We start from the raw sequence: 25,068 nt of genomic DNA on the forward strand, positions 1-25,068 counted from the left end.
TCAATACCCCATTTTCTGCGCGCGACTGCTGAAGAAGATGCCGCTCGGCGCGCTGGCGGGCAGGGTACTCAGCAGCGTCAGGCGGTACGGATCCCAGATCTGAACCTGATCGCCGTCGCGTAACGACAGCCACAACTGGTCGCCGCGTGCGGTGAATTCCATGTGCAGCACCGCTGGCCCGGGACGCAGATCGGCAACCACGGCGTGGGTTTCGGTGTCGATGACCTGAACCCGATCGTTGTCCGGGTAGGCGAAGTTGACCCACAGCTGCCGACCGTCCGGGCGCGACGTGACGAACACCGGTTGACCGGCGACCGGAATCACGGCGGTCTGCTGCCAGGTGCGTGAATCCATCACCAACACTTGATGCCGGCCGACGGCAGGCACGAAGGCCTGATTGTCGGCGACAGCCCAGCCTTCCAGGTGCGGCATCTTGTAGACCGGGAGTTTCGCCTGGCCGCGTCCGTAGTCGCCGAGTACCCGGTGCACACCGCGTTCTGGATGCCAGAGGTCGAGTTGGGCCATGCCGTCTTCACCGAACAGGCCGGCCATGTAATAGCGCCCATCGGGGGTAATCAGGGCGTCGTACGGTTGCTCACCGATGCCGGTGAAACGGCTGATCTGCGGGGTGCTGCCCTGACTGAAATCGGCGGTCCAGATCTCGCCGGTATCGAACAGGCTGAAGACAAAACGTTGCCCCGGCGCGTCGACCAGCCCGACCACCCGCGAGCGCTTGGTGCCATCGGCCAGGGGCGTGGCCGGAATATCGGCCACTTGTTGCAGGGTGTCGGCATCGAACACCTTGACGCCGCCGGGCACGTAGTTGGACACCGCGATCAACTTGCCGTCCTGACTGATGGCGCCGCCAATGCTGTTGCCGCCCTGGATGACGCGATGATCGATACGCCGGGTCAGCAAATCGATTTTGCTCAACCCGCCGTCGCGTCCGAACACATAGGCAAAGCGCTGGTCCCGCGAGAACACCACCGAGGCATGGGACAGGTCGCCGAAACCCTCGAGTCGGGCCAGCGCCGTGCGGGTGTCGCTTTCAATGATTTGTACGCTACCGGTGGCGCGCTCCACGACCACGCCCAAGTCGCCGGTGCCACGCAACGGTGGTTGAACGCAAGCGGACAACAACAGCCCGGTCGCCACTGACAGCAGGATTGAACGGATCATCGTGCGGGGTATCCCTGGAGAAGAAGATCGACCAGCCAACGGATGTCGCCGGGGCTGAGCAACGGGGCCCAACCGGGCATCGCGGTGCCGGGCCGGCCTTGGGCGACGGTGGCAATCAGGCTGTCCCTGGACTTGCCAGCCAGCGCGGTGCGCGTCAGTTCGGGGCCTAGCCCACCGGTGAGGTGCAGCCCATGGCAGGCGCCGCAGTCCTGGGTCAGCAGGTGTTCGAGTTGCGCCTGACGCTGGGCGTCCGGCGCCGCAACCGCGGTTGCGCAAATGAGGAGGAGGGCCGCCAGAATCACAGCGTGTGGGTAAATCATCATGACGCCCTCCAGGCGGTTATTTGAGTGTCAGTACCCAGGTTGCGAGAGTTTTTGCTTCTTCTTCAGTGACCGGGTTGGCCGGCATGGGCATCGGGCCCCAATTGCCTTGTGTGCCGTTCTTGATGTGGCTGGCCAGGGTGTCCACGGCCCCGGGTACGCTAGCGTTCTTGGCCGCTACATCCTTGAGCGCCGGGCCGACAATCTTGGTGTCGATGGAGTGACAGGCTGCGCAGGGTTTGCTCTTGAACAACTCCAGCGCGTCTTGGGCCATGGCCGGCTGCAGACTCAGCGCAGCGGTCAGGGCGAACAGTGAAAACAGTGTATTTTTCATGGTGTTTCCTTGCATTGATGGAGCTCAATAGATGTCGTGTTGGGTGTTGTAGACGTTGAACTTCCCGGTGGGTGTGATCAGTCGTTTGTCCTTGATGACTGACTTGAGCTTCAGTGTTTTGTCGTCGATCACCACCAGCGCCGATTCGTCTGTCTGGCCGCTCCACACGGAGAACCAGACTTCATCGCCGGCCTTGTTGTATTCCGGTTGCACGACGCGCATGGCGCCTTGCTTGATGCCCGCGTATTCAGCGATGGGCAGCACGGTGTAGCCGGCGTCGAGTTTGTCGATGTCGAACACCGCCACCGATTGACTGAGCTTGGCGTCGGGGTTGAGGGTGGTGTCGACGTACAGGTGATGAGAGTTGGGGTGGGTTTTGATAAACAGCGATCCGCCGCCCTGGCCCTTGAGTGAGGCGACCTGCTTCCAGGCGTATTGCGGGTGTTTGGTCGGGTCGGTGCCGATCAGCGAGATACCGTCATCACCCAGATGGCTGGTGGCCCAGACCGGGCCGTAGGTCGGGTGGTTGAAGTTGGCGCCGCGACCGGGGTGAGGGGTTTTGCCCACGTCCACCAGCGCGGTCAGCTTGCGCTCCTTGGAGTCGATCACGGCAACCTTGTTGGAGTTGTTGGCGGCGGTCATGAAGTAGCGGTGCGTGCTGTCCCAACCGCCGTCATGCAGGAAGGGCGCGGCGTCGATGTAGGTGACGGTGAGGTTTTTAATGTCCTGGTAATTGACCAGCATGACCTTGCCGGTTTCCTTGACGTTGACGATGAACTCCGGCCATTCGTGGGAGGCGATGATCGCCGCGACTCGAGGTTCGGGGTGATATTCCTGCTTGTCGACGGTCATGCCGCGGGTCGAAACGATCTGCTTCGGCTCCAGGGTTTCGCCATCCATGATGGTGAATTGCGGCGGCCAATAAGAACCGGCGATGGTGTATTTGTCTTCGTAGCCTTTGAACTTGGAGGTCTCGACCGAGCGCGCCTCGATGCCGACTTTGACTTCGGCGACTTTGGTCGGGTCCACCGGCCACAGGTCGATCATGTCGATCCGGGCGTCTCGACCAATCACCAGCAGGTAGCGGCCCGACGCCGAGATCCGCGAGATGTGCACCGCGTAACCGGTCTCGATCAGTTTGACGATTTTCTTGCTGTCCCCATCGATCAGGGCGATCTTGCCGTCATCGCGCAATGTCACCGAAAACAGGTTGGGCAGGTTGAGTTTGCTCAGTTGCTTCTTCGGACGGTCCTCGGGCTTGACCAGCACTTTCCAGGTTTTCAGCGTCTCGGCCATGCCCCATTCCGGTGGCGTCGGCGGCGCGTGCTGAATGAACTTGGCCATTGAGGTGATCTGATCCTTGGTCAGCGCATTGGACGTCCCCCAGTTCGGCATGCCCGCCGGCGACCCGTAGGTAATCAAGGCCTCCAGATACGGTTGCCCGCGGTTCTGGGTAATGTCCGGCGTCAGCGGTTTGCCCGTGGCCCCTTTGCGCAGCACACCGTGGCAGCCTGCGCAGCGCTGGAAGTAGATTTCCTTGGACGAGTCGAACTCGGCCTGGCTCATGTCGGGAGCACCAGCGGTTTTGACCATGGGCGGGGTGGCCGCGGCGGCGGGCTCTTCAGCGCTGGCGGCATGACTCACCGCCAGGGCCAGTGCCGAACACAGCGTGGTCAGGGTCAGGGCAAACGTTTTTCTATTGCTGATCAGCATTCCATTTCTCCTCAGGCAAGACCTTTGCGATGTGCTGAAACGGCAGCGCAGAACGCAGGTTCTTAGTGCCGTGCAAGGCTATGCCCGAGCAGGCCAATGTTCGCTTGACGACGATCAAGTTTGCCGGCCATCTCACTTGCCAGGTTGTCGCAGGGGCCCGTAGCGTGTTCTTGAATCCGCTTTTGGAAAAGGCAGCCCATGGACCGTACCCAGTCTTGCGAACACCCGATCGAACCCTTCTACCAACCGCTGAATAATGAGGAGGCACTGTTCGAACAAGCCTGGCGACACGGCATGCCGGTGCTGATCAAAGGCCCGACAGGGTGCGGAAAAACCCGTTTCGTCCAGCACATGGCCCATCGGCTGAAACTGCCGCTGTACACCGTGGCTTGCCACGATGATCTGAGTGCGGCCGACCTGATCGGCCGTCACCTGATCGGTGCCCAGGGCACCTGGTGGCAGGACGGACCACTGACCCGCGCGGTGCGTGAAGGCGGCATCTGTTACCTCGACGAAGTGGTCGAGGCACGTCAGGACACCGTGGTGGTGTTGCACCCGTTGGCCGATGATCGTCGTGAACTGTTCCTGGAACGCACCGGCGAAGTATTGAAAGCGCCGCCGTCCTTCATGCTCGTGGTGTCTTACAACCCCGGTTACCAGAACCTGCTCAAAGGCATGAAGCCCAGCACCCGCCAACGCTTTGTGGCGATGCGCTTCGGCTATCCGCCGGTGGCTGATGAGGAACGCATCGTTGCCCGGGAAGCGCAGGTGGACACCGCGCTGGCAGCGCAAGTGGTGCGGCTCGGCCAGGCGCTGCGCCGGCTCGATCAACATGATCTGGAGGAGGTCGCCTCAACGCGACTGCTGATTTTTACTGCGCGTATGATCCGCTCCGGCATGAGCCCCCGTGAGGCCTGCATGGCCTGCCTGGCCGAGCCGCTGAGCGACGATCCGCTGACCGTTGCCGCGCTGATGGACGTGGTTGATGTCCACTTCGGCTGAGTCCACGGGCGTCTCGCGCCGTCACTTGCCGGGCGATCTGGCGATGTGGTTTTTCATTCTCGCCGAGCTGTCGGTGTTCGCCATCCTGATCCTGGTGTTCGCCGTGACCCAGGCGCTCAAGCCGCAGATGTTCAGTGAAAGCCGTCTGTTGCTGAACACCTCAACCGGGTTGGCGATGACCCTGAGCCTGCTCACCGCGGGGCTGTTCGCCGCGCTGGCGCAGGAACAGGTCAGGCGCTCACGATCGCGCCACGGCGCTGTGTTCCTGCTGATGGCGTTGCTCGCTTCCAGTGTCTACGTGATGCTGAAACTCACGGAATACCGGCACTTGCTGGCCTCGGGGCTGGGCATGGAGCACAACACCTTCTTCACTCTCTACTGGATCCTTACCGGTTTTCATTTTCTGCATGTACTGCTCGGCATGGTCATTCTCGGGTGGTTGGCCGAGCGCTGTCGCCGTGGCCTGCACGACGTCAGTAAGCGCAGTGGATTTGAATCCGGCGTGCTCTATTGGCACATGGTCGATCTGATCTGGGTCATGTTGTTTCCGCTGGTCTACGTGCTGAGTTGACGAGGTTCTCATGTCTGTTTCCAGGGTATTGCTCGTCTGTTGGGCGGCGCTCGCGACGTTAAGTGTTTGCACGGTGGTGCTGGCACACATTGGCGCGACATCGCTGCTGTCGATTGCCATCTTGCTGGTGGCGGTGGGCAAGGCCTGGCTGATCACCGACGGTTTCATGGAGATGCGCCACGCGCCGCGACTGTGGCGCCGGTTGATGTTGAGCTGGGCGTTGGTGTTGGCGACGGTGGTAGGCCTGACACTGGTGTCGTTCCGTTAACCAATCCATGTAGCAGCTGGCGAAGCCTGCGTTCGGCTGCGAAGCAGCCGCAAACCCTGCCACCTCGGTCAACCTGATACACCGCAGTGCCGGATTTTACGACTGCTTCGCAGCCGAACGCAGGCTTCGCCAGCTGCTACATGGACCGAGTAGGGCTCAAGTGTAATACCCGATCAAAACCATCTGACTTTCTTGATCGCCATCAAGCAGGTTTCAACCCTTCGCTTCCTATGATGGACGGGCCTAGCAAAGAGGAAGCGACCATGTCAGACACCTTCACCAAAGGCATGGCCAGGAACATCTACTTCGGAGGAAGCATTTTCTTCTTCCTGATATTCCTGGCTTTGACCTATCACACGGAACAGACCTTTCCAGAGCGCAGCAATGAAGCGCAGCTCACCGAATCAGTGGTGCGCGGCAAGTTGGTCTGGGAGCAAAACAATTGCATCGGCTGCCACACGCTGTTGGGCGAGGGCGCCTACTTTGCGCCTGAGCTGGGTAACGTGTTCCAGCGGCGCGGCGGGGAGGCGGGCTTCAAACCCTTCCTGCAGGCCTGGATGAAAATGCAGCCACTGGGCGTACCAGGCCGGCGCGCGATGCCTCAGTTCAAGTTGAGTGACCAGGAGGTGGATGACATCGCCGAGTTCCTCAAATGGAGCTCAAAAATCAATACCAATGGCTGGCCGCCAAACAAGGAGGGCTAAGCGATGAGCATTGCTAATCCGCATCTGAAATTCGCCTCGCAAGCCGTGGCCAAACCGCACTTCGTGTTTGCTCTGATCCTGTTTCTCGGTCAGGTGTTGTTCGGTTTGATCATGGGCCTGCAATACGTGATAGGGGACTTTCTGTTCCCGATCATTCCCTTCAACGTAGCGCGGATGGTGCACACCAACCTGTTGATCGTCTGGCTGCTGTTCGGGTTCATGGGCGCCGCCTATTACCTGATTCCGGAAGAGGCCGACCGCGAACTGCACAGTCCGAAACTGGCGATCATCCTGTTCTGGGTATTCGCCGCCGCGGGTGTGTTGACGATCCTGGGCTATCTGCTGGTGCCGTATGCCGGCCTGGCCAGACTGACCCACAACGAGCTGCTGCCGACCATGGGCCGGGAGTTCCTGGAACAGCCGACCATCACCAAGATGGGCATTGTGGTGGTGTGCCTGGGCTTCCTCTACAACATCGGCATGACCCTGCTCAAAGGTCGCAAGACCACCGTCAGCATGGTGATGATGACCGGGTTGATCGGGCTCGCGGTGTTCTTCCTGTTCTCCTTCTATAACCCCGGCAACCTGGCCCGAGACAAGTTCTACTGGTGGTGGGTGGTGCATCTTTGGGTGGAAGGCGTGTGGGAACTGATCATGGGTTCGATGCTCGCATTCGTCCTGATCAAGATCACCGGTGTAGACCGGGAGGTCGTGGAAAAATGGCTCTATGTGATCATCGCGATGGCGCTGATAACGGGGATCATCGGTACCGGTCACCACTTCTTCTGGATCGGTGCGCCTGAGGTCTGGTTGTGGGTCGGTTCAATCTTCTCCGCCCTCGAACCGCTACCGTTCCTGGCCATGGTTATCTTCGCCTTCAGCATGGTGAAGAACCGTCGCCGGCAACACCCGAACCGCGCCGCGACCCTGTGGGCCAAGGGAACCGTCGTCACAGCGTTCTTCGGCGCTGGCGTTTGGGGCTTCTTGCATACCCTGGCTCCGGTCAACTTCTACACCCACGGTTCGCAACTGACGGCGGCTCACGGTCACCTGGCCTTCTACGGTGCTTACGCGATGATCGTGATGACCTTGATCAGCTACGCCATGCCACGACTGCGCGGATTGGGTGAGGCAGGCGATGAGCGCTCGCAGACCTTCGAAATCTGGGGTTTCTGGTTGATGACGCTGTCGATGGTGATGATCACGCTGTTCCTCACCGCAGCCGGTGTCGTTCAGGTTTACCTGCAACGCTGGCAGGTCGATGGCGTCGCGTTGCCATTCATGGCCACGGTCGAACATCTGCAGGTGCTGTTCTGGGCTCGTTTTGGCGCCGGTCTTGGTTTCCTCGCGGGACTGCTCTGTTACCTGTTCAGCTTCAAGCAACGTGGCCGCGCAGCCTTGCGCGCCCCGGCTGCCGTGGTTCCTTCATGAGCCGCTGTAACGGCTAGAAAAGGTCGGCCCGGCTGATACAGCGGGCCGTTTTTTTGCTTTACAAAAAGGGCAATGATCATGGCCTTTACCGTCGAACTGGAAGAGTGGGTCGGCAGCGTCTGGCATCGCTTCATCACCCGGCGCGCCAGCCCGGACTTTCCCGAGGCACGCGTCGAACTGATCCACCAGCAGCGACCGCTGGCGTTGTTGTTTCGCGCCATGGGTGGCGCCAATGGCGTCGGCGTGGAAGCCGCCAGCGACCGCGATCTGCTGTTGCGGCGCAACGTGCTGCAGCAGATCGCCGGCACCTGCAAGCAAGTGCCTTTGGCGTGGTGCGACGCGACCAACCTGCGTCTGCCGTCGAGCCTGGCGGTGTTTCCTGAAGTTGCATTGAACGAGGAGCTCTATCGTTGGCTCGCGTTGCTGGCGGCTCAGGCCGGGCAGATGCGTCATTGGGGGCGAGACAATCAACGCTGGACGCAGCAGCTGTTGCGGCGCTATCCCGCGTTGCGTGCCCGGTACAAACGTCTGGTCGATGCTCACCTGCAATTGCGCCCGGATCCGGCCTCATTGAGTACCGGCGAAGCGGCACTGGAACGGGCGTTATGCCAAGCCCTGCGCGAGCCCGGCAGTGTCGAACATTTTCCCCGCAGCGAACGGGCCGCGTGGCCGCTGCCGCTGTGGCTGTACCCGCCGCAAAACCTCGCCAGCCCGCAGGCGGCCGACCTCGGTGACGAGTCCGAAGAATCGCTGACGACCCCGCCCGGTGAGCAGAAAGGCGCAAGCAAACGCGCCAAGCGGATCGATGAAGGCAGCCGCGACGGTGGGTTGTTGATCGTGCGCCTGGAGAACCTGTTCAGTTGGACCGAACACGTGGACCTGGATCGCTGGTCAGACGACAGCGAAGACCCCGACGCCGCTAGAGTCGCCGAGGACCTCGATGAGTTGAGCCTGTCGCGCACCCGTCTGCGCAAGGGCGGCGGCCTCAAGCTGCACCTGGATTTGCCGCCGGCCGATGTCGACGATATTCCCCTGGACGAGGGCATCAAGCTGCCGGAGTGGGACTATCGCAAACAGCAGATGCAGGACAGCTTCGTCAATCTGCAAATGATGGTGCCCCGGGACTGCGAGGCGCAGCCATTGCCGCCACGGCTGAAGGCCCCGGCGCACCGTCTGCGCCGCCAGTTCGAGCACCTGCGCAATGATCGCCAATGGTTACGCCAGCAACCTCAAGGGTCCGAACTGGACATGCAGGCCTGGCTGGATTTTCACGTCGAGCGTGAGCATGGCCAGTGTGCGGAGCGAGGTCTGTTCATGGAACAACGGCAGACGCGCCGCGACCTGGCGTGCCTGTTGCTGGCCGATGTGTCGATGTCCACCGACGCACACTTGAACGATGAGCATCGGGTGATTGATGTGATCCGCGACAGTTTGCTGCTGTTCGGTGAAACCCTGTCGGTGCTGGGTGATGATTTCGCCCTGTACGGATTTTCCTCGCTGCGTCGTCATCAAGTGCGCATGCAAGAACTCAAGTCCTTCACCCAGCGTTACGACGACAACACCCGTGGTCGCATTCAAGGGCTCAAACCGGGTTATTACACGCGCATGGGCGCCGCCATCCGCCACGCCACCCAACTGCTGGGCAAGAGCAAACGACGCAGCAAACTGTTGCTGCTGCTCACGGATGGCAAACCGAATGATCTGGATTTGTATGAGGGGCGTTACGGCGTTGAAGACACCCGCGAGGCGGTACTGGAGGCGCGGCGCCAGGGGTTGACGCCGTTCTGTATCACGATTGATCGCGAGGCCGGGGATTACCTGCCTTACATGTTCGGCGCCAATGGCTACACCTTGATCCGCCAGCCCGAGCAATTACCCCTGCGGTTGCCGCAGTTGTATCGGCAGTTGACCCAACCGTGATCGACACGGTCCCTTGTCGCCTGCGCCCCTGTAGCAGCTGCCGAGCCTGCGAGGCTGCGTTCGGCTCGGGCCGCGTTCGGACGAAGCAGTCGTAAAACCATACAACGCGGTGTTTCAGAAAAACCGTGGGTTCAGGATTTACGACTGCTTCGCAGCCGAACGCAGGCTGCGCCAGCTGCTACAGGGGATTTGTGTGGTCTTCAGGAGATGCTGCGTGGCAGCCAGAAAAACATCGCCACGCAGAAGATCGTCAGGCCGATGCAGAACCACTTGAATCGGCGCAAACGACGCTGTGCCGCGTGTGCGGCCAATACCGGCAGGGGCATGCCACATTGGCGGCATTCGGTTTCTTGTGCGGGGTTTGCGCGTTGGCAATACAAACAGACGGGCATGGCACTCACTCGAACTGTTCCAGGCGCAGACGATCGAGAATGGCGATCTGGCGGCCGTCCTGGGTGATGATGTTTTCATCGATCAGGCGACGGATGATCCGCGAAAAGGTTTCCGGCTGAATGGACAGATGCCCGGCAATCAATTGCTTGGCCATCGGCAGTTCGAATTGGCTGCCAACGGTTTGCTGGCGCACCAGTTGCGTCAGCAGATAGCGCACGACCCGGTGGGTGGCGTTTTTCAGGGACAGGGTTTCGATTTCGTTGACCCGTTGATGCAGGCGAACGCAGAGCTTGCCGAGCAGCGCGAAGGTCAGTCGGCTATTGCTTTGCAACAGGCGCATGTAGGTGTTGTTGGATAACCGGTAGAGCTGAGTCGGGCAGATCGCTTCGGCCGAGGCCACATAATTCGGGGTGTCCATCAGCATCATCGCTTCGGCGAAGGTTTGCCGGTCACCAATGACCTCAAACACTTTCTCCTGCCCATCCGGTGTCAGGCGGTAGATTTTCACCGCGCCGGCAATGATGAAATAAAACGAGTCAGACGGCTCGCCCTGGCGGAACAACGGTTCGCCTTTGTCGATGCTCAGCAAGTGGCTGGTACTCATCAACTCATCCAGCTGTTCTTCGTTCAACGGCTCGAACAAGTGATGACTGCGCAGAATCTGGTGATGGACGCGATGAAGCACCATAAGAATTCATCCTGAAGATTGAGGAGGGGATGGCGATCAAGTCAAACGAGGCCCAGCGAGACGCCGCTGGCCAACGCCAGAACCGAGGTCAACACCACAAACCAGGCCAGTGGCTGGATGACTTTTTTCATGACGACTCCTGGGGGATCGAGAAGGATCAAGGTTTCTTTGATTCCTGAAACCTTGAGCAAGACGCGGGCCATGCCTGGAGGCCTTTGTTTATTAGGGTTGTCAGATATGAGGGTAAAAAACACCACAAGGTTTAGGGTTTAAATAACCATTAAAGGGTCATTTGTACCCTGAATGGATTTCATCGGCGGCACGCGAGGCTTGCTACCGGCGCGGATCGGCATCGGGGCACGCCCTTTGCACACTTGATCTGCGACAAAGGCAATTCATCGTCAATACCCGATGATTGCCCCCGGACTTACCTCGACGCGTGCGGGTTAGCGTCAGGTCTGCAGCAAGGTAAAGGAGTGGCTTTATGCAAGTGCTTGACCGCCGTAAAGCGATGGCCATCGCGCCGCTGTTACGTTTGGCCTTTCGGCCATTTTTCCTCGCCGGCTGCCTTCTGGCAGTGCTGGTCATTCCGCTCTGGCTGGCCGCCTTCAATGGTGCGCTTTCCGGTTGGCAGCCGGCGGGTGGCTGGCTGGGCTGGCATCGACACGAATTGCTGTTCGGATTCGGCTTGGCAATCATCGCGGGTTTTCTACTGACGGCGGTGCAGACCTGGACCGGTCGCCCCGGCCTCAGCGGGCGACCACTCGCCGCGCTGGCATTGCTGTGGTTGTTGGCGCGGGTGGCCTGGCTGGTCAATGCCCCGTTGCCCGTGCTCGCCGTGCTGGAACTGGCGTTCCCGCTGGCGGTGGCCGCGCTCATGGGTTTCACCTTGTGGAAGGTGCGGCAGAAACGTAACTACCCGATTGCGGTGGTGCTGCTGTTGTTAGCGGCAGCCGATGGGTTGTCGCTGTACGGCCTGGTCGAAGGTCATGAAGGCTGGCAGCGTCAAGGCGTGCTGACCGGCCTCTGGCTGGTGGCGGCGATGATGGGGTTGATCGGTGGGCGAGTCATTCCGTTCTTCATCCAGCGCGGCCTCGGCAAGGTCGATGGCGTGACCCCTTGGCCCTGGCTCGATTGGCTGCTGCTGATTGGCTCACCGCTGGTGGCGTTGTTGTATGCCGCGGGACCTGCGCTGGACCCCAATCTCGGGGCGGGCCTGTTGTTCACCGTGTTGGCCGCCGGGCATCTGGTGCGCCTGGTTCGCTGGCATGATCGCGCCCTCTGGCGCGTGCCGTTGCTGTGGTCGTTGTACCTGGCTTATGCCTGGTTGGCGGTGGCCTGTTTCGCAATGGCGCTGTGGCATTTCGGCGTGCCGATCAATCCAAGTCTGGCGGTGCATTGCCTGACGATCGGAGCGATGGGCGGCCTGGTGTTGGCGATGATTGCGCGGGTCAGCCTGGGCCACACCGGCCGTGCGCTGGAGCCGCCATCGGGCATGACCCTGGCGTTCATTTTGCTCAACCTGGCCTGTTTGAGCCGGGTCGTGTTGATCCTGTTTTTCCCCTTGCCGGCGTTGTGGCTGGCCGGCCTGTGTTGGACGCTGGCGTTTGCTCTGTATGCCTGGCGTTATGGGCCGATGCTGTTGCGGGCCCGGGTGGACGGCCATCCGGGCTAACCACGTGAACTGATGGAGGCTGCCAGTGATGTATCCCTTTTTACTGGTCACCCACTTGCTGGCGGCGATTGCCTTCATCGGCACGCTGTTTTTCGAGGTGGTGATCTGGCACAACGCCCGCCAGCAGGTGGCGGTTAGCGCGCAAACGGGCGCCGATCAAGCGATTGCGGTGCGCTCGCGCAAGGTGCTGCATGGCGTGGTGTTGCTGTTGTATGGCGCCGGCATCAGCCTGGCGTGGCAACACCGTGGCGTATTGAGTCAGCCGCTGGCGAGCAGTTTTGGCACCTTGCTGAGCCTGAAGATCTTGCTGGCCCTGAGCATCATCGGCCATTACTTCCTGCTGGCGTACTGGCTGAAAAGCGCACGCCTGACCACGACCCGCGCCACTTGGATTCGCCGCAGCATCCTCGGGCACATGGTGTTGATCGTGATCCTGGCCAAGGCCATGTTCTATTGGCACGGTTGACCGCCCGACATCCCTGACAAACAAAACCCGCGTCAACCGATGGGTTGGCGCGGGTTGAGTGTGAGCGGCAATCGATCAATGGCGAGGTTTAAGGGCGTTGACGAACAGCACGTTGTTTTCCAGATGGATGTGTTGCATCAGGTCATCACGAAACTCCAGCAGCCCACGATACAGGGCACGCCAGGTGTTACAGGCATCGGCCGGCGGGGTGATGTTGTTGGTCAGTGCGAGCAGCCTTTCGAGGGCTTCGCCATGTTGATCATGTTCAAAGCGCAGCACCTGGATCGGCGGCGCGGCCTGAGGGCCGATGCCCTGTTGCAGCATCGGGAAGAGCACTTGTTCTTCCTTGAGCATGTGGCCTTCGAGTTCTTGTTGCATGTCGGTCAGCAGATCGGCCAGGCCATTAGGGCAGCTGTTGCGCGCACCATGGACTTGCTCGACACGACGGGCCAGGCGGATCAGTTCCGGCAGTTGCTCGCGATGGCGGGCGTGGTAGCGCGCCAGAAGGTGGGCGATCAATAGCTCCGAGGGTTCGCTGCGCCAATCGTGTTGGGTTTCGTCGGTGTCTTGCAGCCGGTGCAGCGCATCGGCGATCAGCACCGGGTCGAGGTCTTTGCCAGCCGCCGCTTCGCGCAGGCTTTTATGCCCGCCATAGCAGAAGTCCAGTTTGAAGGTGTGGAAAATCCGCGTGGCGCCGGGAATGTCGCAAGCCAGTTGGCCGAGGCTTTGTTCCAGTAGGGTCAGGCTCATCAGGGGGTTCCTTGTTTGGATTTCAACGGTTCCCCAGGCTCATTGCACCCGGCATGCCATATTTAACGTATTGAAAAATATGACTTAATTTTTAGTTGTGGTGATAGGCACCCGGACGCTTTAGGGTGAATCCAACCATAGAGGGTAATAACTACCATGCTGCGTGAAAGCCTGGCGGCCGACCTGATTGTCGAGTTGCCCAATGCTGTGCGGTTGCAACGACTGGTCCATACCCTGCGCGAGTACTTCAACAGCGGCGCCGTGGGATTGCTGCGTCTGGATGACGACAGCCTCAGGCCGGTGGCGACGGTGGGGCTGGTGCATGAAGCGTTGGGCCGCCGGTTTGTCATCGCCCAGCATCCGCGGCTGGCGGCGATCATGGCGTCGCGCGAACCCACCTGGTTCGAGCCCGACAGTCGCCTGCCGGACCCCTATGACGGCTTGCTCGACGGCCACGCCGGCGAACCGCTGCCGGTGCACGACTGCATGGGCGTGAGCCTGTACGTGGAGGGGCGGATCTGGGGCGCGATCACCCTCGATGCGCTGCACGCCGGGACCTTCGACAGCCGTGCGCGGGAAGAGCTCAAGCGCTGCACCTTGCAGATCGAAGCCGCCGTGCGAGTCACCCGGCTCGAGCAGGAAAACCGCAGCCTGCGCTTGTCCCGCAGCGATATTCAAGACGTACGCAGGCCGGCGGACGAAGGCGAAATCCTCGGGCAGAGTGAGGTGCTGCATCAGTTGCTCAATGAACTGGACGTACTGGCCGACTCCGAGCTGCCGGTGTTGCTGCTGGGCGAGACCGGCGTCGGCAAAGAACTGTTCGCCCGGCGCTTGCATCGCCTGTCGCGCCGCAGTCATAAGCCGTTGGTGCAGGTCAACTGCGCCGCGTTGCCGGAGTCTCTGGCAGAGAGTGAATTGTTCGGTCATGTCAAAGGCGCGTTTTCCGGCGCCACCAGTGACCGTGCCGGACGTTTCGATGCGGCCAACGGTGGCACGCTGTTTCTCGATGAAGTCGGTGAATTGCCATTGGCCGTGCAAGCGAAGCTGCTGCGCACCCTGCAGAACGGCGAGATCCAGCGCCTCGGCGCCGACAAGCCGTTGCATGTCGATGTGCGCATCATCGCCGCGACCAACCGGCACCTGCCGGACAGCATCCGCGACGGCTTGTTTCGGGCCGATCTGTATCACCGGCTCTCGGTGTACCCGGTGCCGATTCCGCCGCTGCGCGAGCGAGGCAATGATGTATTGATGCTGGCCGGGCATTTCCTTGAACTCAATCGGACGCGGCTCGGCCTGCGCGGTTTGCGTCTGTCGCCGGCGGCCGAGCGAGCGCTGCTGACGTACAGTTGGCCGGGCAATGTGCGCGAGCTGGAACATGTGATCAGCCGAGCCGCGTTGAAGCAGCTCAGTCGCGGCACCAGTCGCACCCTGATCATGACGCTGGAGCCCGAGATTCTCGACCTCGACAGTGCCGTGGGCGGGCAGGGTGCGGTCGCCGAAAGTCCCCTGGACGTTACGGCTGATGAGCCGTTCCAGCCTCTGGGTGAAGCGGTCGACGATTACCAGCGCAAGAAAATTCTCCAGGCCTTGAGCCTGTCCGGGGAGAACTGGGCCAGCGCTGCGCGGATTCTGGAAGTCGATCCCAGCAACCTGCACAAACTGGCTCGGCGTCTGCGTCTCAAATAAGGTTGATGGTGGTCAAGGTGGTGTTGCGCAGTGTCTTGCACACTGGGCGGAACCTTTTTGGAGATCACCGTCATGCCCCTTTCCCTGGCACAGATGCGCCGCAACTACACCCTTTTTGGCCTGCAAGACGATTCGGCGCTGGACGACCCGTTGGCGATGTTCCGGCAATGGCTGCAACTGGCCCGCGACACCGAGCGCGCGCCTGTCGAAGCCAACAGCATGGTGTTGGCGACCGTCGACAGTGAAGGGCGCCCGCACTGCCGGGTGCTGTTGCTCAAGGGCTGGAGCGATGAGGGCTTCACCTTTTTCGGCAATTACCAGAGTGACAAAGGCCAGCAACTGGCCGCCAACCCGCATGCCGCCATGACCTTTTTCTGGCCGGGGCTGGAGCGTCAGGTGCGTATCGAAGGCCAGGTCTCCAGGCTCGACCCGGCGCTGTCGGATGCGTACTTCGATTCCCGCTCACAGGACAGTCGCCTGGGCGCCTGGGCTTCACCGCAAAGCCGGCCGCTGGCCAATCGGGCCGAGCTTGAATCGCTGTTGCTACAAACCACCCAACGTTTTGCCGGCAAGCCCGTGCCGCGGCCCGAGCATTGGGGCGGCTACTGCTTGCACCCTGATCGTCTTGAATTCTGGCAGGGCCGTGCCGACCGCTTGCATGACCGTCTCGATTACCGTTTGCGCGATGGCGCGTGGCAACGCAATCGCCTGGCGCCTTGAGCCCCATTGCGCAGAACATGCAGCAATGGAGAACTGTGTGGGAGCGAGCCTGCTCGCGATAGCAGAGGGTCAGTCGACATCAATGTTGCCTGACACACCGCTATCGCGAGCAGGCTCGCTCCCACAGGTTTTGTGGTGCCCGACACAATCTTCATATGTCCCTGTGGAGGTACCTCCTTGGAGGAATAGGCTCACCGGGAATTCCAGTTCAGGCTTTGCCACATACCCTCATTTACGGGAAGGCTTGGATATGGCCCATCTGGCGCAACGCACGTTTGAACCCCTGAACATTGCCGTGCTGACCATCAGCGATACGCGCACCTTTGACACTGACACCTCGGGGCAGACCCTCACGGATTTGCTGCAAACGGCCGGGCATATATTGATCGATCGTGACCTGGTCAAGGACGACATTTATCAGATCCGCGCCAAGGTCTCCCACTGGATCGCCGACCCCAAGGTGCAGGTGGTATTGATGACCGGCGGCACCGGTTTCACCGCGCGCGACAACACGCCGCAAGCGGTCTTGCCGTTGCTGGACAAACACGTGGAAGGCTTCGGTGAACTGTTCCGTCAGGTGTCCCTGGCGGAAATCGGCATGTCCAGCCTGCAATCCCGCGCATTGGCGGGGATGAGCAACGGCGTGCTGGTGTGTTGCGTTCCGGGTTCGCCGGGCGCGTGTCGAACCGCCTGGAACCAGATCCTGCTCGAACAACTGGACAGCCGCACCGGCCCGTGCAATTTCGCCCCGCATTTGAAACCGCAAGGGCAACGGGTCATTGACGCCTGCGAGACACGCTCATGACTGGCCGGGTGTGTGACCTCGGCCACCTGATGCCGGTGGACGAGGCCATCAGCCGTTTGCTGGACCTGGCACCGCCGCCGCCCCTGGCGCAAAAGATCGGTCTGGATCAAGCCTTGGGTCGGGTGCTGGCGGCGGACATTCATTCCCCCGTCAACCTGCCGGCCTGGGACAACAGTGCCATGGACGGTTACGCCCGCAGGGCCGCTGACCTGCCAGCGGACGGAGGCTGTTTGTCGATTGGCGGGCGAATTGCGGCGGGGGATTCGGCGTGCTCTCCGTTGCTTGCGCAGCAAGCAGTGCAGATTTTTACCGGTGCGCCATTGCCGCCGGGTGCCGACACGGTGGTGCCGCAGGAGCGCTGCCGGATCGATGGCGAGCGCGTCTGGTTTCCGCCCGTAAACGCAGGCGATCATGTGCGCAAGGAAGGCGAGGAGGTTCGCCGGGGAGACCTGTTGCTCCAGGCCGGTAAACGCCTGCGTGCGCAAGAAGTGGGGTTGCTGGCCGGCGCGGGCATCGCGCGGGTCGAGGTTTATCGACCGTTGCAGGTGTGCTTGCTCAGCAGCGGCAATGAACTGCGTGAACCCGGCGACTCGTTGGCGCCAGGGCAGATTTACAACAGCAATCGTTACTGCCTCGCGGCGTTGTTGAGCGGCTGGGGCGTCGAGGTGCATGACTATGGCGTCATGGCCGATGAGTTGGCGGCCAGTCGGCACGCCTTGAGCCTGGCGTCCTCGGAATGCGACCTGTTGTTGAGTTCCGGTGGCGTCTCGGTGGGTGAGGAAGATCACCTCAAACAGGCCATCGAGGAACTCGGTAGCCTGGATTTCTGGCGGCTGGCGATTCAGCCGGGTAAACCGCTGGCCTTCGGCGAAGTCGCCGGCAAACCCTGGATCGGCATGCCGGGCAATCCTTCGGCGGCGCTGATTACCGCGTTGGTGGTGGTGCGTCCGTTCCTGCTCAGGGCCCAGGGCGTGAAAGACGTGTTGCCGGTGCCATTGGCCGTGCCCGCCGGGTTTGACTGGTTGCAGCGCAACAAGCGTCGGCAGTACCTGCGGGCTCGGCTGACGCCGGGTGTTGACGGCCAGTTGAGCGTGGAGCTGCACCCTCAGCAAAGCTCGGCGATGTTGACCGCCGCGTGTTGGGCCGACGGGTTGGCGGTGATCGAGTGCGAGCAGCAAGTGCTCAAGCACGACAACGTGATGTTCCTGTCCTTCGCCGACCTGATGCATTGATGGCAATTGATTGCCGTCAAGGCTGTGCCTGCTGGTCTCGCTAGACTGGCGGCGCGTTTTTCCATGAGGATTACCCATGCAACTGGTCTGCCCGGCAGGGAACCTGCCTGCGCTGAAAGCGGCGGTGCGCGAAGGCGCCGATGCCGTCTATGTCGGTTTTCGCGATGACACCAATGCTCGGCATTTCGCGGGGCTGAACATGGACGACAAACAGTTCGACGCGGCGGTCGCTCACATCCGCCAGCATCAACGCAAACTCTACGTCGCGGTCAACACCTACCCGCAACCCAAGGGCTGGGAACGCTGGCAGCGGGCGGTCGATCGTGCCGCCGATTTCGGCGTGGATGCGCTGATCGCCGCCGACCCCGGGGTGCTCAACTATGCCAGCCAGCGCCATCCGCAATTGGCGTTGCACCTGTCGGTCCAGGGTTCGGCAACCCATGCTGCGGCGCTTGAGTTTTACGCGCAGCGCTACGGGATTCGGCGCGCGGTACTGCCACGGGTGTTGTCGTTGGCGCAGGTGCGTCAGGTCGCCGCGAGCAGCCCGGTGCCCATCGAAGTCTTTGGTTTCGGCAGCTTGTGCATCATGGCCGAAGGGCGTTGCCATCTGTCGTCTTACATAACCGGCGAGTCGCCCAACCTGTGCGGCGTCTGTTCGCCGGCCAAAGCGGTGCGCTGGAGCGACGACGCCGATGGCTTGAGCGCACGGCTCAGTGAAGTGCTGATCGACCGCTACACACCTGACGAACCCGCCGGATACCCGACCCTGTGCAAAGGCCGCTTCCTGGTCGGCGGCAAACGCTTTCATGCGCTGGAGGAACCCACCAGCCTCGACACTCTGGATTTGCTGCCGGAATTGACGGCCATCGGCGTCGAGGCAGTAAAAATCGAGGGCCGGCAACGCAGTCCGGCCTATGTCGAACAAGTCACCCGCGTCTGGCGCGCGGCACTGGATGCCCATCGTGGCTCACCGGGCAGTTTTCGGGTCAAGGAGGAATGGCGCCGGGTACTGGCCGGTTTGTCCGAAGGCAGCCAGACCACCCTGGGTGCTTACCATCGATCATGGCAATGAGGGAGGCGACATGAAGCTCAGCCTTGGACCGGTCCTGTTTTATTGGGACAAAGAGCAACTCAGCAACTTTTACGCCGAGATGTCGGCCTTGCCCCTGGATGTGATTTATCTGGGGGAAACCGTGTGTTCGAAACGTCGAGCCTTTTCACTGGATCAATGGTTGGGGTTGGGGCGCGAGTTGCAGGAATGCAGTCAGGCACAGTTGGTGATTTCCAGCCTGACGCTGATCGAAGCGGCCTCCGAACTTTCCAGCCTGCGCCGTCTTTGCGACAACGGCCAATTGCTGGTGGAAGCCAACGACATGGGCGCGGTGCAGTTCCTGGCCGAGCGCAAGTTGCCGTTCGTGGGCGGTCCCGCGCTGAATTTGTACAACGGTCATACGCTCGCACAATTGCTGGACTGCGGAATGACCCGTTGGGTGCCGCCGGTGGAATGCTCGGCGGCGCTGATTGGCGATGTGCTTGAGCAGGTGCGCGAACTGGGCCGTGAGGTGCCGGAAGTCGAGATTTTTGCCTACGGGCATTTGCCGTTGGCCTATTCCGCACGCTGCTTCACGGCCCGGGCGGAAAACCTGCCCAAGGACGACTGCCGGTTTTGCTGCCTCAACTACCCCGACGGCCTGCCGTTGACCAGTCAGGAAGGGCAGGCGCTGTTCACCATTAACGGTATTCAAACGATGTCGGCCGAGGTAACCAATCTGCTGGCGGATTACGCCGGGCTGGTGGCCTGTGGCGCCGATGTGTTGCGTCTGAGCCCTCGCGCTCAAGGCATGGCCGAGGTCATTGGCGCCTATCAACGGGTTCGTCTGGGTGAGACACCGCCGCTGTTCGTCGACGGTTGCAACGGCTACTGGCATGGCCACGCCGGCATGTTGCGCGTCGAGGAGGTTGGCCTGTGTTGAGTCGTAAAAAGTGGTTGTTGAAAGGCGCCGACCGGTTGTTGCCGTTGGTGCGCCGGGTGCCTTTTGCGGTGCAGCGTCTGGCGTTGCAGCAGGCGCTCAATCGTTGCCTCGCCGAGCCGCTGCGCGATGGCGAGTTCGAGGTTTTACGTGGGCGTTGGTTGTGTTTGCGGATTCCGGACCTGGGGTTGGCGTGGTTCCTGACGCTGACTCGTGACGGGTTGCGAATTGCTGAACGCGCCACGGCGCATGTGACGATCAGTGGTAACTGGCGCGAGTTTTTATTGCTGGCGAGTCGTCAGGAAGATCCGGATACGTTGTTCTTTCGCCGGCGCTTGGTGATTGAGGGTGATACGGAGTTGGGGTTGGCGTTGAAGAACCTGATCGACAGTCTTGATCCTGATGTGTTGCCTGTGTGGTTGTGGCGCAATCTGGAGCGGGCGGGGAAGGGGTTGGCGGCCGGTTAGCCGATCTGTGTTTTTGGTCGGGGTACATATCCGTTGTTGCGGTGATGGCGACTTAGGGTTCCGTCCTTACGGCGGGTCACTTGGAAAAGCGCCAAGTAACCAAACGCTCTTGCCCCTGACGTACGGTGCCTCGCCTGGGCTCGGCATGCCCTCGCTCCGGTCCTGCTCCGTGGGCCCGCCGCCATCGGCCATCCATGGCCGGGGGCGGCTACCGCGGCATCCTTGCCGCGGTGCCCACTGCGCAGAACCTGCGCTCGGCCTTCCGACGGGGCAGATCAAGATCAAAAGCCAAAGCCAAAGCAAGATCAACAGCCCGGCTGTTGTACCTGTGGGAGCGAGCCTGCTCGCGAAAAACGTCCGGACACCGCGTTCATTCAGACAGCACGCGTTATCGTTCACGTCTTTCGCGAGCAGGCTCGCTCCCACAGGGGAATGCGTACGCTTGAAGAGACAGGCCGGCCGGTAGGCCGCCTCGCGGTGCTTTTGCGGTACTCGCCCCCTCGAGAGGCCGAGTGGAGGTTCTGCTTAGTGGGCAACCCGGCATGGATGCCGGGTTAGCCGCCCCCGGCCATGGATGGCCGATGGCGGCGGGCCCACGGAGCAGGACCGGAGCGAGGGCATGGCGAGCCCAGGCGAGGCACCGTACGTCAGGGGCAAGAGCCCTTGGTTACTTGGGGCTTTTCCAAGTGACCCGCCGTAAGGGCGGAACCCTAGGTTGCCGTTACCGCAGCAACGGATATGCACCCCGATCAAAATCATAGGTCAGCGGTCAACCCGCCATCGCGAGCAAGCTCGCTCCCGCAGTTTTGATTTTCGTTGTCCCTTAGGCCATCGTTTCCTGCAGGCTTTCATGCTGCCGAGCATCACTGGCAATCAACTGCCTGATCTGTTCAAACAACTCATCACTCTCTGCTTGCGTGCAATCCTCGCCATAACGCTTGCGCAACCCGTAATGGCTAAGAATCAGATGCACATCAGCATGCAGACCATGCTGCTTCAGGCAATTTTCAACACATTGCAACGGACACCCATCCAGCGCAAAAATCCGCCGCCCCGAGCGTGCCTTGTTGACCAACGCCGCCACATGCCCGCCGACCCCGACGATGCAGGACATTTCAGCCAGGCCGCTGCGATCAAGCCGCACGGCCAGGGTGTTGGCCAGTTGGGCAACGTTGGAGCAGCCTGAGCAGGAGTAAATCAGGGGCAAGGTTGAACGGGACATGAGCGCTCTCCATGGATGGACTTCTTCAGTGTGCAAGGCCGGTGGCATTGCGCATTGACTGCGGTCAATTCCGTCTATTGGAAGGCCGCCAGATCCTCTTCGGCGAGGATGCTGATGTTGCGTCGTTCCATCGCGATCAGGCCGCTGTCCACCAGGCGGTGCAAGATCCGCGAAAAGGTTTCCGGCTGAATACCCAGCTTCGAAGCGACCAGGCGTTTGGACACCTGCAAGACAATCAAACCGCTGACCGGGTTGCGCTCCTGGAACAGGAAATTGATCACCCGCCGGCTCGCACTGGCCATGGTCAAGGTGTCGATGTCCCGCAGACGCAGGTGCAAGTGCACACTCATGCTCGCCAGGATCGCCAGGCAAACTTTCGGCTGATCTTCCAGGGCGTTGCGGTAATGGCTGCCCTCGATAGTCACCAGTACGCTGTCCTTCAGCGCCGTGGCGCTCACCGGGTAGAGACGGGCCTGACTGAACAGCAAGGCTTCGGCAAAGGTCTGGCCGGGCTGAATGATCTCCACCAGGTTCTCCTGACCTTCGCCGGTCAGCCGGTACAACTTGATCTGGCCGCTGACCAGCAGGAAAAAGCGCTTGGCCGGATCCCCTTGGTGCATGAGTGTGCTGTGACAGGCCAGGCGCTTGAGCATCGCCAGGCCGCAGACTTCCTCGAAGATTTTCTCCGGTAGCTGGCTGAACAGATGATGACGGCGCAACGTTAAAACGATGGAAGGGTGGGTCAGCATGGCGTACCTCCGCTGACGCTCATAGTAGAGAGCGCCGGCCGGATGACCTATGCCTCTGCCGGCCTACCTCCAAAGAGGCATGCCCGTCAGCCGGCATTGCGCAGATGTTCCATGGCCCACACCGCCGCCTCGACCCGCGAGCGCAAGCCGAGTTTGTGCAGCAGGTTTTTCACGTGAACCTTGACCGTGCCTTCGGTGATGCCCAGCTTGTGCCCGATGACTTTGTTGCTGAAGCCGCTGGCGATGGTTTTCAGCACCTGACGTTCACGCTCGGTCAGTTCCACCACGGTCTGGCGCTGCGGTGAGCGCAGCGCCTGGGCCATGACTTGGGTCAGCCCCGGGCTGATCACCAGTTCGCCGTTCAAGGCGTTGCGGATGTACTGAATCAACAGTTCGGGCTCCATGTCCTTGAGCAGGTAGCCGTCGGCATCCAGACGCAATGCGTCGCGAATATCGTCTTCGGCGTCCGACACCGTGAACAGCAGCACCTTGCCGGTGTAGTGCATCGCCCGTAATTGGCGCAGGGTTTCAATGCCATTCATTTGCGGCATGTTGTTATCGAGCAACACCAGGTCCGGTTGCAGCGGCTCGATCAGAGCCAGTGCTTCTTCACCGTTATTGGCTTCGCCGACGATCAGGAAATCATCTTCAAGCTCGAGCATCTGGCGGATGCCGTGACGCATCATCGGGTGGTCGTCGACCAGCAGGATGGTGTGTTGCAGGGACGGGTTCATGTGACGCTACCTTCTGTTTGCTGCCCGAGAAACTCCGGTTGGAATTCCAGTTGCACGCGGGTGCCTTGCGGCTCCCTGGAGACTATTTCGAGTTGGCCGCGCAAGCTGCGGGCCCGCTCATCCATGATTTTCAGGCCGTGGTGTTCGCGTTGGTCGACATTGCCGCTGAAGCCACGCCCGTCGTCTTCGACGATGAGCCTGACGGTTTCACCGTCCTGACGCAGTTGCAGCCAGGCGTTCTGCGCATGGGCGTGGCGCAGGCAATTGGAGAGCGCCTCGCGGGTGATCTGCAAGATGTGGATTTGCTCGCTGGCCGATAACTGAAAGGCCAGCGCGTCGACGTGCAGGTGCACCTGGAATTCCCCGCGCCGGGAGAACTCCTCGGCGGTGTCCTTGAGCTCCTGCACCAGTCCGGCATCGTGGATCTGCAAGCGAAAGGTGGTCAGCAATTCACGTAACTGGCGGTAGGCATTATTCAACCCTTCGCGCAGTTCGGCGGTGACGTTTTCCAGGGTTTCCACCGGTTCGCCACGGCGCATCAGGGTTTGCAGGCGGCTGACTTGCAGCTTCATGTAGGACAGGGCTTGGGCCAGTGAGTCGTGCAGCTCGCGGGCAATGATCGTGCGCTCGTCGAGCAGCAGCAGGCGATGATCCTGTTCTCGTTGGCGCTTGAGCGAGAGCGAGGTGCCGATCAGGTTGGCCAGGGCCTGGATCAGTTGGGTTTCCCAGGCTTGCGTCGGATGTCCGTCGACAAAATGCGCTTTGAGTTCACCGAGTTCGCTGCCCTGGTTACTGATGCTGAAGGTTTGCGGACTGGCTTTATGGTGCTTCTGGCACGTGGCGCAATCGCTGCTGGCGCAGACTTCCCGGATGTTCGCGCCATGCAGGGCGAGCAACTGCTGGGCCGGTGCCTGCATTTGTCCTTGCAGGCACAGCGACAGACGCAAGCCGGGCAGACGTTGCTGAAAGCGTCGGATCAACTCATCCAGGCCTTCGGCATTGGCCAGGCGTGTGGCCAGGCTTCGACTGCTCTGGTACAGCAACTCGAGGGCGGCATTGGCTTGTTGCAGGTTCAGGGTTTTTTGCTGGACCTGACTCTCAAGGGTGCGATGCGAGTCTTCGATCGTCTCGGCCATGGCGTTGAAACTCATGGCCAACTGGCCCAGTTCGTCCTGGGACTGATGATTGACCCGCACTTTGAAATCGCCGCGACGAAAGCGCTGGGTCGCATCCACCAACTCTTTCAAGGGCATGACGACCCCGTACTGCAATTCGTAAAGCCCAATCAGCAGGACGAACAGGGTGGTGAACAAGGCCAGGCCCTGGATCACCTGTTGCCAGCCTTGCTTCTGTTCGCTTTGGCGCTGCAACAGGTTGACGAACTGGTTCAGTTGTTCAATGAAGGGCTGGGCCTGGACCTGAAAATAGGCGGCATCGCCGCGCTCCAGTGCCGGGCGCAAATCCTCGTTCCATTGCTGCTGGATTTGCCCGTAGCTGATTTGAAGGGCGGTGGTCGGGCCATCTTCCAGCACCGCTTTGAGTGACTGGCTGGTGAGACGGGTTTGCAGGCTGTCGGTGATGGCGATGATTTCTTCGCCGGTTGCACCCGCGGCCAGTTTCCAGCTCAGGTGGTAGGTCTCCATGCGCACCGAGCCTGCGGTGTTGATGGCGGCCGCATCGCCCTGGCTGAACCAGGCGATCAGTCCGGCGCTCAATGAACTGGCGAGGGCGAGCACGGCGATCAGGATCACGGCCAGCCCGGCGCGAGCGGGCAGGGAGCTGCGCAACCAGCGCATCATCGGCGCAAGTCCCGGAAGAAATCAGGAAAACAGAGCACATGGAGCTCCAGGAAGGGGTTTTGCCGCCGATCCCGGGCGCGCTACCTCTAAAGAGTTGTCGACTGATCCTTGTCAGCAAAAACCTTGGCTGAAAACCTCAAGACGCTGATAAACCAACGGTTTTAGGGGTTTCCTGCACTACCTCCTTAGAGGTAGACCGCGCAAGCATAGGCCCATGCCCCCCAGGGCTTCGTTGACATGGATCAAGTTTTTGCGGGGTTGGCCTCTCTA

26 protein-coding genes are annotated in these 25,068 nt (G+C 61.0%); 15 read left to right on the forward strand and 11 right to left on the reverse strand.

The features are described 5' to 3' along the window. Genes EAH74_RS10595 through EAH74_RS10610 form a run of 4 tightly spaced genes read right to left on the reverse strand, consistent with a single transcriptional unit; the run spans position 1 to position 3,546 of the window. On the reverse strand, positions 1 to 1,179 hold the full coding sequence (locus tag EAH74_RS10595) for a cytochrome D1 domain-containing protein (protein WP_140678131.1): 1,179 nt from the start codon (positions 1,177 to 1,179) through the stop codon (positions 1 to 3). Continuing rightward, entirely contained in the window at positions 1,176 to 1,502 is a 327-nt protein-coding gene (locus EAH74_RS10600; RefSeq protein ID WP_140678133.1) for a c-type cytochrome, read from the reverse strand. Before EAH74_RS10600 ends, EAH74_RS10595 begins: the two co-directional genes overlap by 4 nt. A gap of 16 nt (positions 1,503 to 1,518) precedes the next feature. Next, a complete protein-coding gene (locus EAH74_RS10605) occupies positions 1,519 to 1,833 on the reverse strand; it encodes a c-type cytochrome (RefSeq protein ID WP_140678135.1) in 315 nt (104 codons plus the stop codon). Between the two features lie 24 nt (positions 1,834 to 1,857). Further along, positions 1,858 to 3,546 (reverse strand): nitrite reductase, encoded by a 1,689-nt coding sequence (locus EAH74_RS10610; protein ID WP_140678137.1) that lies wholly within the window; start codon positions 3,544 to 3,546, stop codon positions 1,858 to 1,860. Positions 3,547 to 3,744: 198 nt separating this feature from the next. On the opposite strand from EAH74_RS10610, the gene EAH74_RS10615 reads away from it, so the two are divergent. The 6 genes from EAH74_RS10615 (at position 3,745) to EAH74_RS10640 (ending at position 9,442) form a co-directional block, all read left to right on the forward strand. Then, on the forward strand, positions 3,745 to 4,548 hold the full coding sequence (locus EAH74_RS10615; protein WP_123366663.1) for a CbbQ/NirQ/NorQ/GpvN family protein: 804 nt from the start codon (positions 3,745 to 3,747) through the stop codon (positions 4,546 to 4,548). Further along, positions 4,532 to 5,119 (forward strand): cytochrome c oxidase subunit 3, encoded by a 588-nt coding sequence (locus EAH74_RS10620; protein ID WP_140678139.1) that lies wholly within the window; start codon positions 4,532 to 4,534, stop codon positions 5,117 to 5,119. Before EAH74_RS10615 ends, EAH74_RS10620 begins: the two co-directional genes overlap by 17 nt. A 10-nt stretch (positions 5,120 to 5,129) precedes the next feature. Continuing rightward, entirely contained in the window at positions 5,130 to 5,387 is a 258-nt protein-coding gene (locus tag EAH74_RS10625; RefSeq protein WP_140678141.1) for a cytochrome C oxidase subunit IV family protein, read from the forward strand. Positions 5,388 to 5,650: 263 nt separating this feature from the next. Next, positions 5,651 to 6,091, forward strand: coding sequence for a c-type cytochrome (locus tag EAH74_RS10630; protein WP_123366660.1), 441 nt, complete (start codon positions 5,651 to 5,653; stop codon positions 6,089 to 6,091). A 3-nt stretch (positions 6,092 to 6,094) separates the two neighbouring features. Beyond that, entirely contained in the window at positions 6,095 to 7,522 is a 1,428-nt protein-coding gene (locus tag EAH74_RS10635; protein WP_140678143.1) for a cbb3-type cytochrome c oxidase subunit I, read from the forward strand. A gap of 78 nt (positions 7,523 to 7,600) precedes the next feature. Beyond that, a complete protein-coding gene (locus EAH74_RS10640) occupies positions 7,601 to 9,442 on the forward strand; it encodes a nitric oxide reductase activation protein NorD (protein WP_140678144.1) in 1,842 nt (613 codons plus the stop codon). Between the two features lie 200 nt (positions 9,443 to 9,642). On the opposite strand, the gene EAH74_RS10645 is transcribed toward EAH74_RS10640, so the two are convergent. Both EAH74_RS10645 and EAH74_RS10650 read right to left on the reverse strand, forming a co-directional pair. Continuing rightward, entirely contained in the window at positions 9,643 to 9,834 is a 192-nt protein-coding gene (locus EAH74_RS10645) for a protein DnrP (RefSeq protein ID WP_430539779.1), read from the reverse strand. Between the two features lie 5 nt (positions 9,835 to 9,839). Beyond that, positions 9,840 to 10,523: a Crp/Fnr family transcriptional regulator gene (locus tag EAH74_RS10650; RefSeq protein ID WP_140678148.1), complete on the reverse strand. Its 684-nt coding sequence runs from the start codon at positions 10,521 to 10,523 to the stop codon at positions 9,840 to 9,842. Positions 10,524 to 11,007: 484 nt separating this feature from the next. On the opposite strand from EAH74_RS10650, the gene EAH74_RS10655 reads away from it, so the two are divergent. After that, positions 11,008 to 12,198: an NnrS family protein gene (locus tag EAH74_RS10655; RefSeq protein WP_140678150.1), complete on the forward strand. Its 1,191-nt coding sequence runs from the start codon at positions 11,008 to 11,010 to the stop codon at positions 12,196 to 12,198. Between the two features lie 28 nt (positions 12,199 to 12,226). Then, a complete protein-coding gene (locus tag EAH74_RS10660) occupies positions 12,227 to 12,664 on the forward strand; it encodes a hypothetical protein (RefSeq protein ID WP_140678151.1) in 438 nt (145 codons plus the stop codon). Between the two features lie 75 nt (positions 12,665 to 12,739). Here the strand turns inward: EAH74_RS10660 and ytfE are convergent, their stop codons facing one another. Beyond that, a complete protein-coding gene (ytfE, locus tag EAH74_RS10665) occupies positions 12,740 to 13,414 on the reverse strand; it encodes an iron-sulfur cluster repair protein YtfE (protein WP_140678153.1) in 675 nt (224 codons plus the stop codon). 156 nt (positions 13,415 to 13,570) lie between these two features. Between ytfE and norR the strand changes: the two genes are divergently transcribed. The 7 genes from norR (at position 13,571) to ubiT (ending at position 20,294) form a co-directional block, all read left to right on the forward strand. Beyond that, complete coding sequence (gene norR, locus EAH74_RS10670; RefSeq protein WP_140678155.1) at positions 13,571 to 15,100, forward strand: nitric oxide reductase transcriptional regulator NorR; 1,530 nt, start codon at positions 13,571 to 13,573, stop codon at positions 15,098 to 15,100. Positions 15,101 to 15,172: 72 nt separating this feature from the next. After that, the gene (gene pdxH, locus EAH74_RS10675) at positions 15,173 to 15,820 is read left to right on the forward strand and encodes a pyridoxamine 5'-phosphate oxidase (protein WP_140678157.1); all 648 of its coding nucleotides are present in this window, start codon (positions 15,173 to 15,175) and stop codon (positions 15,818 to 15,820) included. A gap of 250 nt (positions 15,821 to 16,070) precedes the next feature. Further along, a complete protein-coding gene (gene moaB / locus EAH74_RS10685; RefSeq protein ID WP_140678161.1) occupies positions 16,071 to 16,625 on the forward strand; it encodes a molybdenum cofactor biosynthesis protein B in 555 nt (184 codons plus the stop codon). Further along, positions 16,622 to 17,857, forward strand: a complete 1,236-nt coding sequence (locus tag EAH74_RS10690; RefSeq protein WP_140678162.1) for a molybdopterin molybdotransferase MoeA — start codon at positions 16,622 to 16,624, stop codon at positions 17,855 to 17,857. The genes moaB and EAH74_RS10690 overlap by 4 nt, the downstream gene beginning before the upstream one ends. 76 nt (positions 17,858 to 17,933) lie before the next feature. Further along, the gene (ubiU, locus tag EAH74_RS10695) at positions 17,934 to 18,929 is read left to right on the forward strand and encodes a ubiquinone anaerobic biosynthesis protein UbiU (RefSeq protein WP_033059066.1); all 996 of its coding nucleotides are present in this window, start codon (positions 17,934 to 17,936) and stop codon (positions 18,927 to 18,929) included. A gap of 10 nt (positions 18,930 to 18,939) precedes the next feature. Next, positions 18,940 to 19,830, forward strand: coding sequence for a U32 family peptidase (locus EAH74_RS10700; RefSeq protein WP_140678164.1), 891 nt, complete (start codon positions 18,940 to 18,942; stop codon positions 19,828 to 19,830). Beyond that, positions 19,824 to 20,294 (forward strand): ubiquinone anaerobic biosynthesis accessory factor UbiT, encoded by a 471-nt coding sequence (gene ubiT / locus EAH74_RS10705; protein WP_140678166.1) that lies wholly within the window; start codon positions 19,824 to 19,826, stop codon positions 20,292 to 20,294. The genes EAH74_RS10700 and ubiT overlap by 7 nt, the downstream gene beginning before the upstream one ends. An 823-nt stretch (positions 20,295 to 21,117) precedes the next feature. Here ubiT and EAH74_RS10715 read toward each other — a convergent pair. From EAH74_RS10715 to EAH74_RS10730, 4 genes are all read right to left on the reverse strand, one after another. Further along, positions 21,118 to 21,516, reverse strand: a complete 399-nt coding sequence (locus EAH74_RS10715) for a putative zinc-binding protein (RefSeq protein WP_140678169.1) — start codon at positions 21,514 to 21,516, stop codon at positions 21,118 to 21,120. Positions 21,517 to 21,590: 74 nt separating this feature from the next. After that, on the reverse strand, positions 21,591 to 22,265 hold the full coding sequence (locus EAH74_RS10720; RefSeq protein ID WP_140678171.1) for a Crp/Fnr family transcriptional regulator: 675 nt from the start codon (positions 22,263 to 22,265) through the stop codon (positions 21,591 to 21,593). An 86-nt stretch (positions 22,266 to 22,351) separates the two neighbouring features. Then, positions 22,352 to 22,999 carry a two-component system response regulator NarL gene (narL, locus tag EAH74_RS10725; RefSeq protein WP_008153579.1) on the reverse strand — a complete coding sequence of 216 codons (648 nt, stop codon included), beginning with the start codon at positions 22,997 to 22,999 and terminating at the stop codon, positions 22,352 to 22,354. Next, entirely contained in the window at positions 22,996 to 24,798 is a 1,803-nt protein-coding gene (locus tag EAH74_RS10730) for a HAMP domain-containing protein (protein WP_140678173.1), read from the reverse strand. The genes narL and EAH74_RS10730 overlap by 4 nt, the downstream gene beginning before the upstream one ends. Between the last annotated feature and the right edge of the window lie 270 nt (positions 24,799 to 25,068).

The organism is Pseudomonas mandelii (assembly GCF_006438925.1).
Taxonomy (GTDB): domain Bacteria; phylum Pseudomonadota; class Gammaproteobacteria; order Pseudomonadales; family Pseudomonadaceae; genus Aquipseudomonas; species Aquipseudomonas mandelii_C.